Origin of the sequence: Roseateles sp. (assembly GCF_052436255.1) — a bacterium.
Classification (GTDB): Bacteria; Pseudomonadota; Gammaproteobacteria; order Burkholderiales; family Burkholderiaceae_C; genus Pelomonas.
The window spans coordinates 1-13,037 of sequence record NZ_JBQVNP010000146.1; the positions used below are offsets into that span (position 1 = coordinate 1).

Below are 13,037 nucleotides of genomic sequence, written 5' to 3' on the forward strand. Positions count from 1 at the left end.
GCCGTCGGCAGCGTCGTCGGCCAGCTCGCCAAGGCGCGCGGCGCCCGCGCGGTAGGTATTGCCGGCGGCACTGAGAAATGCCGCTACGTCGTCGAAGAGCTGGGCTTCGATGCCTGCATCGACTACAAGCAGCACGCCGACGTGCGCTCGCTGTCTGCGGCGCTGAAGGCCGAGTGCCCGGGCGGCGTCGACGGCTACTTCGAGAACGTGGGCGGCTACATCCTCGACGCCGTGCTGTTGCGCGCCAACGCCTTCAGCCGCGTGGCCATGTGCGGCATGATCTCGGGCTACGACGGCCAGCCCATCCCGATGGCCGCGCCCCAGCTCATCCTCGTCAACCGCATGAAGGTCGAGGGCTTCATCGTTTCCGAGCACATGGAAGTCTGGCCCGAGGCGCTGAAGGAACTGGGCGGCATGGTCGCCACCGGCAAGCTCAAGTTCCGCGAATCCATCGCCGAGGGCATCGCCTCGGCACCGCAAGCCTTCATCGGCCTGCTCAAGGGCAAGAACTTCGGCAAGCAGCTCGTCAAACTGATCTGATGCGCTGGACCTGCCTGCGCTTTGACGAATTGAGCGTGCAGCAGCTGTACGACGTACTGGCCCTGCGCTCCCAGGTCTTCGTCGTCGAGCAGAACTGCGTGTTCCTCGACATCGACGGCCTGGACCCGCAGACGCTGCACCTGCTTGGCAGCGGCGATGAAGGCGTGCTCAAGGCCTATGCCCGGCTGATCCCGCCGGGGCTGAAGTCGACCGATGCCCTCATCGGCCGTGTCGTCACATCGCCCGCCGCACGCCACGGCGGCATCGGTCGCGCGCTGATGACCGAGGCTGTCGCGCAATGCGAACAGCGGTGGCGCGGTCAGGCGATCACCCTGCACGCGCAGGCGCACCTGGAGCGCTTCTACGCCAGCTTCGGCTTTGTGCGCGTCGGCGAGCCCTACATGGAAGACGGCATCCCCCACCAGGAGATGCGCAAGGAGGACTCTCAATGAGCAAGCAGACTGCGGTCATCACCGGCGCCGGCTCCGGCTTTGGTCTCGAAACCGCCCGCCTCGCCGCAGCGCGCGGCATGAACCTGGTCCTCGTTGACGTGCAGGCCGATGCGCTGGACAAGGCTGCCGCAGAGTTCACCGCCGTCGACGTGCTGGCCCGCGTCGTCGACGTCGCCAAGGCCGACCCGATGCAGGCGCTGGCCGACGCCGTGCAGGCACGCTTCGGGGCGCCGCACTTCGTCTTCAACAACGCCGGCGTCGGCTCGGGCGGCCTGATCTGGGAGAACTCGCTGGCCGATTGGGAGTGGGTCCTGGGTGTCAACCTGATGGGCGTCGTGCACGGCGTGCGCCTGTTCACGCCCATGATGCTGGCCGCCGCCAAGGCCGACCCGAGCTACTCGGGCCACATCGTCAACACCGCCTCCATGGCCGGCATGCTGAACCCGCCCAATATGGGCGTCTACAACGTCTCCAAGCATGCCGTCGTGTCGCTGACGGAGACGCTTTATCAAGACCTGTCCCTCGTCACCGACCAGGTCCATGCGTCGGTGCTCTGCCCCTTCTTCGTGCCCACCGGCATCAGCCAGAGCCACCGCAACCGCCCCGGCGAGTTCGCTGCCGGCAAGCCCACCAAGAGCCAGTTGATCTCCCAGGCGCAGACCGACAAGGCCGTGTCCTCGGGCAAGCTGACCGCTGCCGATGTGGCGGCGATGGTCTTCGACGCCGTTGACCACCACAAGTTCTACATCTTCAGCCACCCGCAGGCGCTGGCCGGCGTGCAGACGCGGCTGGAAGACGTCATGCTGCTGCGCAACCCGACTGACCCGTTCGCCGAGCGGCCCGAGATCGGCGCGGCGCTGCGGACCAAGCTGCGGGCCGATTGAACCCGCCGGGCGGGCCCTGACCATCGGTCGGCCTCGCCCGCCGCTGGCGCCACGCTGGCGATACGGATTCCTTTCGCCACCCCGCCGAAAGCAGGCGCGCCGGATCGACGACGCCTGTGGCCGCGCCGCGCGTCGCCAACGCCGGCGGCGCTGAAATTCGAGCGCCGATCGGGGCGCGCTCAGGGTTCACGACAGGCCTCGAAGCATCCGCACATGGGATACTCGCCCACGGAACGACAGGCCACAAAAACTGAAACTGTCTTCCATTTTAAAAAGAGACAGCATTCATGAGCAGACCGATCACGTTGAGGCACACGTTGAGCTACGGCAGTGCCAACCTGTTGGGCAGCGGCGCCCTGGCGATTGCCTCCGCGTGGCTGCTGTATTTCTATACGACGTTCTGTGGCCTGACGGTCGTCGAGGCGGCCACGATCTTCGCCGTGGCCAACATCATCGACGCCATCAGCAATCCGGTGATCGGGTATGTCAGCGACAACTTCTACAACACGCGTCTCGGCCGCAAGTTCGGACGTCGCCGGTTTTTCATCCTGGTCGGCATTCCGGCGGTCCTGATTTATCCGCTGATGTGGCTGGAGGGTTTCGGGTTCTGGTATTACCTGAGCATGTTCGTCCTCTTCGAGCTGGTTTACACCATGATCATGGTGCCGTATGAAACCCTGGCCACGGAGATGACCGACGATTTCGCCGTGCGCTCCAAGCTCACGGGTTCCAAGGCCATGTTCGGCAAGGTGGCCAACTTCCTGGCAGCCTTCATCCCGGCCCAGCTCTTCCTGGTCTACAGCAAGGATTCCGCCACACCCTTCCTGCTGACCGGCATCATCTACGCCCTCATCATGTGTGGCGCCATGGCGGCGCTGTATGTCAGCTCCTGGGAGCGGCCCGCGCACGAGGTGGTGCACGAGCGCGCCGGCAGCCTCTGGCAAGCCCTCAAGAAGCTGTGCAAGGACATGCTGTCCACCTTTCACCTGAAGATTTTTCGCAAGCACCTGGGCATGTATTTGCTGGGTTTCGGCGCGGAATGGCTGTTTGCCTCGATATTCACCTACTTCATCATTTTCGCCATCGGCCAGGACAAGGCCACGGTCGGTTATCTGAATAGTTTCAGCTCGGTGATGCAGCTGATATCGACCATGGCCTTCATCGGTTTGTGCATCAAGTTTGGTTTCGCACGCCCCTACCGGATTGCCCTGCTGGTCGTCTGCGGCAGCGTGCTCGCCTATGCGGCGCTGTTCTATCTCGGCTGGTCCAAGGAGGCCACCGTCATCGCGCTGTTCGCCATCACGGCGGTGTTCGGCCTGGGCACCGGTGGCGTCTACTACATCCCCTGGACGGTCTATACCTTCCTGGCCGATGTCGACGAAGTGCTGACGGGCCGTCGACGTGAAGGCATCTATGCCGGTGCGATGACCTTTGCCGGCAAGATCACCCGCTCGATCATCGTCTTTGCGATGGGCTGGCTGCTCGGCCAGTTCGGCTTCCTGTCGGGTCAGGCCGCGCAGCCTGACACCGCCGTCAACGCCATCGTCGGCATCTTCACGCTGGGCGTGATTGCCCTGGGCCTGGGCGGCGTCTACTACACCTACCAGATGAAGCTGGACCGCAAGAACCACGCGCTCCTGCTGCAAGAGATTGCCCGCATCAAGGCCGGTGGTCGCATCGCCGACGCACCTGCCGAAGCCCGCGCCGTCGCTGAGGAGCTGACCGGCTGGAAGTACGAGCAGTGCTGGGGCAACAACCCGCTGGCGCCCGAGGGATCGAAGGCGACGGTCCGGGCCTGACAGGCAGCACCACTCCGGGCTGCCGGCCCTGATTCCTAGAATCCGGCATGCATTCCCAAGATATCAAGGCCGACATCGCCCTCATCGGCGGCGGCCCGGCCGGCCTGATGGCGGCCGAAGTGCTGGCCGCTGCCGGCCACACGGTCACCGTCTTCGACGCCAAGCCCAGCGTGGGCCGCAAGTTCCTGCTGGCAGGCAAGGGCGGGCTCAACCTGACCCATTCCGAGCCCTTTGAACCCTTCAACGGCCGCTTCGGCGAGCGCGCCGCCCAGGTCGAGCCGCTGCTGCGCAGCTTCGATGGCGACGCACTGCGCGCCTGGGCCGCCGGCCTGGGCGTCGAGACCTTCGTCGGCACCTCCGGCCGCGTCTTTCCCAAGGACTTGAAAGCGGCGCCGCTGCTGCGCGCCTGGCTGCATCGCCTGCGCGCGGCGGGCGTCAAGTTCGCAATGCGCCACCGCTGGGCAGGCTGGACGGACGACGGCGCATTGCGCTTCGACACGCCCGATGGCGAACGCCGCGTGACACCCCGCGCCACCCTGCTGGCCTTGGGTGGCGCATCGTGGCCGCAGCTGGGCTCGGACGGCGCCTGGGCCCCCTGGCTGGCGGCGCGCGGGGTGGACGTCGCGCCGCTGCAACCGGCCAACTGCGGCTTCGACGTTGGCGCCACTGCGGCCCACCCCGGCGGCCCGGGCTGGAGCGAGCGCTTCGCCACCGAGTTCGCGGGCCAGCCCATCAAGCCAGTTGCACTTGAAGCGGCGGGGTTTGCCAAGCGCGCGGGCGAGTTCGTCGTCACGGCCACGGGTATCGAGGGTTCATTGGTCTACGCCGCAAGCCGCCAGCTGCGCGACCAGATCGCGGGCGCCGGCCAAGCCGTGCTGCATCTGGACCTGCTGCCCCAACTGGCGCCCGACCGCGTGCTCGCCGAGGTGAAGCACCCACGCGGCAGCCGCTCGTTGTCCTCGCACTTGAAGAGCCGCCTGCACCTGAACCCACTCAAGCTCGGCCTGCTGCACGAGTTGCTGACGCGCGAACAGATGCTCGATCCAGGCCACCTGGCCGCCGCGCTCAAGCATCTGCCGCTGACGTTGCACGCGCCGCGCCCCGTCGCCGAAGCCATCAGCACCGCCGGCGGCGTGCGCTTCGAGGCACTGACCGACGGGCTGATGTTGCGCGCCCTGCCCGGCGTGTTTGCGGCCGGCGAGATGCTGGACTGGGAGGCGCCCACAGGCGGCTATCTGCTGACAGCCAGCTTCGCGAGCGGTCGCGCCGCCGCGCAGGGCCTGCAGGCCTGGCTGGCCACGCAAGGCTGAGGCCGCCGCGCTGCGCCCCTGTGGGAAAATCGCCGGCTTTTCGCCTGCATCCCGAGCCCCGTCTTGAGCCACTTGATCGTTTCCCAGATTGCCGCCGAACTCAAGGTTCGGCCCGCCCAGGTGCAGGCCGCCGTCGACCTGCTGGACGGCGGAGCCACCGTGCCCTTCATCGCCCGCTACCGCAAGGAGGCCACCGACGGCCTGGATGACATCCAGCTGCGCGAGCTGGAGGCGCGCCTGGGCTATCTGCGCGAGCTGGCCGACCGACGCGAGGCGGTGCTCAAGTCCATCGCCGAGCAGGGCAAGCTGACGCCGGAGCTGGAAGCCGCCATCCGCACCGCGCCGACCAAACAGGAGCTGGAAGACCTCTACCTGCCCTACAAGGTCAAGCGCCGCACCAAGGGTCTGATCGCCCGCGAGGCCGGGCTGGAGCCGCTGGCGGACCAGCTGTTTGCCGACCCGAGGCTGGAGCCGCTGACCGAGGCCGCGAAGTTCATCAACGCCGAGGCTGGCTTTGCCGACCCCCACGCGGTGCTGGACGGCGTGCGCGACCTGCTGGCCGAGCGCTGGGCCGAGGACGCCGTGCTGGTGGGCAAGCTGCGCGAATGGCTATGGGACGTGGGCCTGTTCCAGTCCAGGCTGATGGACGGCAAGAGCCCGGACACGCCGGACCACGCCAAGTTCCGCGACTACTTCGACTACGCCGAGCCCATCCGCAACGTGCCCTCGCACCGGGCGCTGGCCGTCTTCCGTGGCCGCACGCTGGAGCTGCTGGATGCCAAGCTGGTGCTCGACGAGGAGGTCATCGCCGGCCAGCCCACGCTGGCGGAAGGTCGCATCGCCAGCCACCTTGGCTGGCGCCACGCCAACCGACCGGGCGACGCGCTGATTCGCAAGACCATTGCCTGGACCTGGAAGGTCAAGCTGAGCCTCAGCCTGGAGCGCGACCTGTTCGCCCGCCTGCGTGAGTCGGCCGAAGCCACCGCCATCAAGGTCTTCGCCGAGAACCTGCGCGACCTGCTGCTGGCCGCCCCCGCCGGCAAGCGCGTCGTCATGGGCCTGGACCCGGGCATCCGCACCGGCGTGAAGGTGGCGGTCGTCTCCGACACCGGCCGCGTGCTGGACACGTCCACCGTCTACCCGCACGAACCGCGCCGCGACTGGGACGGCTCGCTGCACACGCTGGCCAAGCTTTGCGCCACGCATGGCGTCAACCTGATCGCCATCGGCAACGGCACCGCCAGCCGCGAGACCGACAAGCTGGCCGGCGAGCTGATCAAGAAGCTGCAGGCGCTGGACGCTGATGTGAAGGTCGAGCGCGTCGTCGTCAGCGAGGCCGGCGCGTCGGTCTACTCGGCCTCGGAGTTCGCGTCCAAGGAACTGCCCGACCTGGACGTGAGCCTGCGCGGCGCCGTCTCCATCGCGCGCCGCCTGCAGGACCCGCTGGCCGAGCTGGTCAAGATCGACCCCAAGAGCATCGGTGTTGGCCAGTACCAGCACGACGTCAACCAGAGCGAGATGGCGCGCACGCTGGACGCGGTCGTCGAGGACTGCGTGAACAAGGTCGGCGTGGACCTGAACACCGCCTCGCAGGCACTGCTGGCCAAGGTCTCCGGCCTGTCCGCCTCGGTCGCCAGCAGCATCGTGCGCTGGCGCGACGCCAACGGCGCCTTCCGCAGCCGCCAGCAGCTGCTGGACGTGACGGGCCTGGGCCCCAAGACCTTCGAGCAGGCTGCGGGTTTTCTGCGCATCCGCGGCGGCGACAACCCGCTGGACTTCAGCGGTGTCCACCCCGAGACCTACCCGCTGGTCGAGAAGGCTCTCGCGTTGCTCAAGCGCCCGGCCGCCGACGTCATCGGCCGCGCCGAGGTGCTGCGCACCTTGAAGCCCGAGCTGCTGGCCGATGAGAGGTTCGGTCTCATCACCGTCAAGGACGTGCTGGCCGAGCTCGAGAAGCCCGGCCGCGACCCGCGCCCCGACTTCAAGGTGGCGCGCTTCAACGACGGCGTCGAGGACGTCAAGGACCTGCAGCCCGGCATGCTGCTGGAAGGCACGGTCAGCAACGTCGCGCAGTTCGGCGCCTTCGTCGACCTCGGCGTGCACCAGGACGGGCTGATCCACGTCAGCCAGCTGTCCAACAAATTCGTCACCGACGCGCGCGAGGTGGTCAAGACCGGCGACATCGTCAAGGTCAAGGTGCTGGAGGTGGACCTGGCGCGCCAGCGCATTTCCCTGACGATGAAGCTGGATGCGCAGGCCCCGCGTGGGCCCAAGCCGGACAACAACTTCCGCCCCGCCGCGCGCAACGAACGTGGTCCGCGCCAAGCGCAGGATTCGCAGGCTCCCGCCGGCGGTGCGATGGCGGCGGCGTTCGCCAAACTGAAACGTTGACCCGAACTGACCTTCGGCATTGACACGGTTGGCTGCCATGATCGCGGCCCGCACCGCAGGGCGTCGCTTGATGCCCCTGAACCCGCAACTGATCGCAGCGAGGCTGCGTCACGACAACGCTGCCGCTATGGTGCGCGCCGCCTCGAACATCCGGAGTACCGCTTGAAAACCCCCGCTCTCGCCTCCCTGCTTCTGCTTTGTCCGGCCCTGGTCCTGGCCCAGCAGGAGGTCGACCGCGCTGCCACGGCGCCCACGCAGGGCAACCAGCTTGAGCGCGTCTCCGTGACGCGCCAGCAGACCGACACCGACCTGCGCCGCCGCGAGCCCGTGGCCAAGCAGCTGTACGGCCGCGATGAGCTGGACAAGTACGGCGACACCCAACTGAGCGACGTGCTCAAGCGCCTGCCCGGCATCAACGTCTCCGGCGGCCAGCTCCGCATGCGCGGCCTGGGCGGCGCCTACACGCAGATCCTCGTCAACGGCGAACCGGCGCCGCCGGGCTTCAGCCTGGACAACCTCAACCCCGCCCAGGTCGAGCGCCTGGAGGTCAGCAAGGCCCCCACCGCCGACCAGAGCGCACAGGCCATCGCCGGCACGCTCAACATCATCCTGAAGGACGCGCCTCGCGTCGTGCAGAAGGACCTGCGCCTGGGCGTCAACTACGCCAGCGAGAAGCCTGTCATCAACGCCGGCTTCACCTATGGCGACCGGGTCGTGGGCGGCGTGGGCTTCGTGTTGCCGATCTCGGTCTATCAGTGGAACTTCATCAATGAGCAGGAAGGTGAACGGCTCACGAATGCCGCGCCGACGGGCGCCCAGCTGCGCCAGCATGTGACCAACGAAGGCCGTGACCGCGCCCATGGCCGCGGCTTCAACATCTCGCCGCGACTGAACTGGAAGCTGGGCGACGACGAGACGCTGAGCCTGCAAGGCTTCTTCGTGCAGAACCGCTTCCGCAACGAGGGCAAGAACACCGTCACCCGACTGTCGGACAGCAGCCCGGCCTACGTGCCCCGCACCGTCGACGAGACCACGCGCAACCGAGGCACCTTCTCAGCCAACCGAATCAACCTGCAATACAACAACCGCTTCGGCGAAGACCGTCGCGTCGAGCTGCGCGCTGGCACGGGCTCGGGCGGGGCCGACTTCCGCTTCGCCTTCAACGGCCGCAACGGCTCCGCGCCCCAGCCCATCGAACGCATCACCTCGGGCGACAACAAGAACCGCAACACCACGCTCGGCGGCAAGTACAGCCAGTACGCCGGCGAGGCGCACACCGTCACGGTGGGCAGCGAGATCGAGCGCCGCGTGCGCGACGAGAAGCGCACCACCACCGAGAACGGTGCCCCGCTGCTGCCCGGCGTCGAAGGCCAGCCTTTCAATGCCACCATCACGCGCACAGCCTTCTACGGGCAGGACGAGTGGGAGATCAACAAGCAGTGGTCGGCCTACTTCGGCGTGCGCCACGAACAGATCAAGATGGCCAGCGAGGGCAGCCGTGACCTTGCGGGCAGCAGCGACTTCCAGAGCACCAGCAAGGTCACCACGCCGCTGCTGCACCTGAACTTCAAGCCCGACCCCAAGAGCCGCGACCTCGTGCGCGCCAGCCTGACGCGCAGCTACAAGGCGCCGGACATCCAGCAGCTCATCAACCGGCCGTCCATCAACCTCAACGACCCGCTCGAGCGGGGCAACACCGAAACCACGCCGGACCGCAGCGGCAACCCCGCACTCAAGCCAGAGCTCGCCACCGGCCTGGACATCGCCTACGAGCGCTATCTGCCGGCCGGCGGCCTGGTGTCGGTGGGCATGTTCCACCGCCGCATCACCAACCTGATCCGCACCGACAAGGCGCGCCTGATGACGGTGCCCTGGGCGCCGACGGACCGCTGGGTCATCACGCAGGTCAACCTCAGCAAGGCGACCACACAAGGCCTGGAGCTGGAGGTCAAGGGCCGCGCGGGCGAGCTGTTCCCGAGCCTCTTCGAGCCGACGACGGCGCTGAGCCTGCGCGCCTCGCTGAACCTCTACCGCTCTTCTGTCGGTGACATCCCCGGCCCCAACAACCGCCTGGAAGGTCAGCAGCCCTGGCAGTTCAATTTTGGCGCCGACTACCGCATGAAGAGCCTGCCCATCAGCATGGGTTTCAGCGCGCAGGTCGCACCGCACTTCGAGGTACGGCAAAGCGACGTGCAGAGCCAGGAGAGCTTTGCCTCCCGCTCGCTGGACGCCTTCGCGATGATGCAGGTCGGCAAGCAAGACAACGTGCGCGTCAGCGTCAACGGCCTCTTCCAGCCCAAGCAGGGCAACCGCGTCTTCTATGCGACCAAGGCGGACTTCAGCATCAACGAGCGCGTGCCGGTGCCTTGGTGGTCGGTGAACTGGGAACACAAGTTCTGATCCCGGCTATCTTGCGGGCATGAGCTCGGCTGCCCTGCAGATCTATGCCGGACCAGCAGCGAAAGCGCGCCTGGCCGAGCGCGGCCTGCGCGCCCAGGACGTCGGCCTCATCCCCGCCGCAGCAGGCGGCCCCAAGGGCCTGATCCTCAACGGCCTGGACCGCTTCATCTTCAGCGACTGGCTACCGCAAAGCCGCCAGACCGTCCACCTTGTCGGTGCCAGCATCGGCGCCTGGCGCATGGCCACCGCCGCGCTGGCCCACCGCGATGTCGGCCCTGCCTTCGACACGATGGCGGAGGCCTATGTGACGCAGGAATACGACGTGCTGCCCGGCGAGAAGCGCCCGCGGCCGGAGGGCGTCAGCAAGCGGTTCGGCGAGATCCTGGGCGAGATCTTTGAGAACCGCGAAGCCGAAGTGCTGGCCCACCCGCGGTTGCGCCTGCATGTCGTCACCTCACGCGGGCGCGCCGGGTTGCTTGCGCGCGAGGGCAGGCTGCGCACGCCGCTCGGCTACCTGGGCGCATTCGCGGCCAATGCCATGTCGCGACCGCTGCTCGGTCGCTTTCTGGAACGCGTCCTCTTCTCCGACCCGCGCGACCGCCTGCCGCTGAAACTCAATGACTTCAGCAGCCGCGAGGTGCATCTGTCGCGCACCAACCTGCGCGGCGCGCTGCTGGCGAGCTGCTCCATCCCCTTCTGGCTGCAGGCCCAGCACGACCTGCCGGGCGCACCGCGCGGGGCCTACTGGGATGGCGGCATCACCGACTACCACCTGCATCTGGACTACCGCGCCCTGCAGGCCTCGACGGCGCCGCTGGTGCTCTACCCCCATTTTCGGCGCCAGGTCGTGCCCGGCTGGCTGGACAAGGCCTTGAAGCACCGCCACCGCTCGACCGCCTTCCTCGACAACGTCGTGCTGCTGTGCCCGTCTGCGGAGTGGATCGCCTCGCTGCCCGGCGCCAAGCTGCCCGACCGCAACGACTTCATCAAGCTGGACGCCGACGAACGCCGCCGCCGCTGGCGCAGCGCCGTGGCGCAGAGCCAGCGTCTGGCCGATGACTTCGCCGCGTTGGCCCAGCGCGACTCGATTTCCGCTGTGCCCCTTTAGAATCGCCGCTCCCTCCATTCACAAGAGCGAGAAAGGCACCCTGGTTATGACACCGCGAACTACGACCACCTTCACCGGTACCTAGTCGGCCGCGGCTCGTCACGCCAGTCCTTTGGACTCCACCAATCAAGCGCGGCAAGTGGCCGCGCTTTTTTGTTTTCGCTCCCGGAGCACCCCATGATTTCGATTCAACTCCCCGACGGCTCCCGCCGTGAGTTCCCCGCCGCGCTGTCCGTCGGCGACGTCGCCGCCAGCATCGGTGCCGGCCTGGCCAAGGCCGCCCTCGGCGGCAAGGTCGACGGCAAGGTCGTCGACCTCAGCCACGTCATCGACCACGACGTGCAACTCGCCATCGTGACCGATAAGGACGCCGACGGCCTGGATCTGATCCGCCACTCGACGGCCCACCTGCTGGCCTATGCCGTCAAGTCGCTCTACCCCGAAGCCCAGGTCACCATCGGCCCGGTCATCGAGAACGGCTTCTACTACGACTTTGCCTACAAGCGCCCGTTCACGCCCGACGACCTGGCCGCCATCGAAGCCAAGATGACCGAGCTGGCCAAGAAGGACGAGAAGGTCTCGCGCCGCGTGCTGCCGCGCGACGAGGCCGTGGCCCACTTCAAGGCCATGGGCGAGGCCTACAAGGCCGAGATCATCGAGAGCATCCCGGCCGACCAGGACGTCTCTCTTTACGCCGAAGGTGCCTTCGAAGACCTCTGCCGCGGTCCCCACGTGCCCAGCACGGGCAAGCTCAAGCACTTCAAGCTGATGAAGGTGGCCGGCGCCTACTGGCGCGGCGACCACCGCAACGAGATGCTGCAGCGCATCTACGGCACGGCCTGGGCGAGCAAGGACGACCTGCAGAAGTACCTTGTCCGCCTGGAAGAAGCCGAGAAGCGCGACCACCGCAAGCTCGGCAAGGAGTTGGACCTGTTCCACATGGAGGAAGCGTCGCCCGGCACGGTGTTCTGGCACCCCAAGGGCTGGACGCTGTGGCAACAGGTGGAGCAGTACATGCGCCGGGTCTACCAGGACAACGGCTACCAGGAGGTCAAGGGCCCGCAGATCGTTGATCGCACGCTGTGGGAGAAGTCCGGCCACTGGGAGAAGTACCGGGACGCCATGTTCACGACCGAGAGCGAGAAGCGCGAGTACGCACTCAAGCCGATGAACTGCCCGGGCCACATCCTGATCTTCAAGCAGGGCGTGAAGAGCTACCGTGACCTGCCGCTGCGCTACGGCGAATTTGGCCAGTGCCACCGCAACGAGCCCTCGGGCGGCCTGCACGGCATCATGCGCGTGCGCGCCTTCACCCAAGACGACGGCCACATCTTCTGCACCGAGGACCAGATCCTGCCCGAGTGCGTGGCCTACACCGAGCTGCTGCAGAAGGTCTACCAGGACTTTGGCTTCACCGACATCCTCTACAAGGTCGCAACGCGACCAGAGGCGCGCATCGGCTCCGACGAGTTGTGGGACAAGGCCGAGCATGCGCTGATGGAAAGCCTGCGCCGCGCTGGCGTGGACTACATCCTGGCGCCCGGAGACGGCGCCTTCTACGGCCCGAAGATCGAGTACACGCTGAAGGACGCCCTGGGCCGTGAGTGGCAGTGCGGCACCATGCAGGTGGACTTCAACATGACGGTGCGCCTGGGCGCCGAGTTCGTCGATGAGGACGGCCTGCACAAAGCGCCCGTCATGCTGCACCGCGCCATCGTCGGCAGCCTGGAGCGATTCATCGGCATTTTGATCGAGCAGCACGCCGGTGCTTTGCCCACCTGGCTGGCGCCGACGCAGGTGGTCGTCGCCAATATCACCGACGCTCAGGCCGATTACGTGTCTGAAATTGTGAAATCGCTGCAAAAACAAGGGCTTAGGGCCTCGGCAGATTTGCGCAACGAGAAGATCACCTATAAAATCCGCCAGCATTCCATGCAAAAGCTGCCGTATATCCTCGTCGTAGGCGACAAGGAAAAGGCGAATGGCAGCGTTGCGGTACGCGCCCGTGGCAACCAGGATCTCGGCGTGATGCCCCTGCAGGACTTCCTCAACCGGATCTCCGCAGACATCACCAACAAGGTCTGAACCAGCCCGCCGGGCGCGATTTGTTTTGTTTGGGCCCTTCGCCTTGGGGCTCTTTGAAAGGTCTACAC

Annotated in this window: 9 protein-coding genes; all 9 read left to right on the plus strand. The window is 66.8% G+C overall.

The features are described 5' to 3' along the window. Positions 1-540: zinc-binding dehydrogenase (locus ACT6S0_RS22710; protein WP_444766045.1), on the plus strand; the 540-nt coding region annotated here is incomplete at its 5' end. Next, positions 540-992 carry a GNAT family N-acetyltransferase gene (locus tag ACT6S0_RS22715; protein ID WP_444766046.1) on the plus strand — a complete coding sequence of 151 codons (453 nt, stop codon included), beginning with the start codon at positions 540-542 and terminating at the stop codon, positions 990-992. The genes ACT6S0_RS22710 and ACT6S0_RS22715, both read left to right, overlap by 1 nt. Further along, a complete protein-coding gene (locus ACT6S0_RS22720) occupies positions 989-1,876 on the plus strand; it encodes an SDR family oxidoreductase (RefSeq protein WP_444766047.1) in 888 nt (295 codons plus the stop codon). The genes ACT6S0_RS22715 and ACT6S0_RS22720 overlap by 4 nt, the downstream gene beginning before the upstream one ends. Before the next feature lie 287 nt (positions 1,877-2,163). Further along, on the plus strand, positions 2,164-3,675 hold the full coding sequence (locus ACT6S0_RS22725; protein WP_444766048.1) for an MFS transporter: 1,512 nt from the start codon (positions 2,164-2,166) through the stop codon (positions 3,673-3,675). A 47-nt stretch (positions 3,676-3,722) separates the two neighbouring features. Further along, a complete protein-coding gene (locus ACT6S0_RS22730) occupies positions 3,723-4,985 on the plus strand; it encodes a TIGR03862 family flavoprotein (protein WP_444766049.1) in 1,263 nt (420 codons plus the stop codon). Positions 4,986-5,048: 63 nt separating this feature from the next. Further along, positions 5,049-7,376 (plus strand): Tex family protein, encoded by a 2,328-nt coding sequence (locus tag ACT6S0_RS22735; RefSeq protein WP_444766050.1) that lies wholly within the window; start codon positions 5,049-5,051, stop codon positions 7,374-7,376. Positions 7,377-7,538: 162 nt separating this feature from the next. Further along, the gene (locus tag ACT6S0_RS22740) at positions 7,539-9,776 is read left to right on the plus strand and encodes a TonB-dependent receptor plug domain-containing protein (RefSeq protein ID WP_444766051.1); all 2,238 of its coding nucleotides are present in this window, start codon (positions 7,539-7,541) and stop codon (positions 9,774-9,776) included. 19 nt (positions 9,777-9,795) lie between these two features. Beyond that, positions 9,796-10,884, plus strand: coding sequence for a patatin-like phospholipase family protein (locus ACT6S0_RS22745; protein WP_444766052.1), 1,089 nt, complete (start codon positions 9,796-9,798; stop codon positions 10,882-10,884). Positions 10,885-11,061: 177 nt separating this feature from the next. Beyond that, positions 11,062-12,969 carry a threonine--tRNA ligase gene (thrS, locus tag ACT6S0_RS22750; protein ID WP_444766053.1) on the plus strand — a complete coding sequence of 636 codons (1,908 nt, stop codon included), beginning with the start codon at positions 11,062-11,064 and terminating at the stop codon, positions 12,967-12,969. The last annotated feature ends 68 nt before the right edge of the window (positions 12,970-13,037 follow it).

What these genes read in the sequence shown, in the direction of transcription:
- ACT6S0_RS22720 (WP_444766047.1), top strand. Translation starts at nt 989, where the DNA reads ATGAGCAAGCAGACTGCGGTCATCACCGGCGCCGGCTCCGGCTTTGGT.
- ACT6S0_RS22715 (WP_444766046.1), top strand. Translation starts at nt 540, where the DNA reads ATGCGCTGGACCTGCCTGCGCTTTGACGAATTGAGCGTGCAGCAGCTG.
- ACT6S0_RS22725 (WP_444766048.1), top strand. Translation starts at nt 2,164, where the DNA reads ATGAGCAGACCGATCACGTTGAGGCACACGTTGAGCTACGGCAGTGCC.
- ACT6S0_RS22730 (WP_444766049.1), top strand. Translation starts at nt 3,723, where the DNA reads ATGCATTCCCAAGATATCAAGGCCGACATCGCCCTCATCGGCGGCGGC.
- ACT6S0_RS22745 (WP_444766052.1), top strand. Translation starts at nt 9,796, where the DNA reads ATGAGCTCGGCTGCCCTGCAGATCTATGCCGGACCAGCAGCGAAAGCG.
- thrS (WP_444766053.1), top strand. Translation starts at nt 11,062, where the DNA reads ATGATTTCGATTCAACTCCCCGACGGCTCCCGCCGTGAGTTCCCCGCC.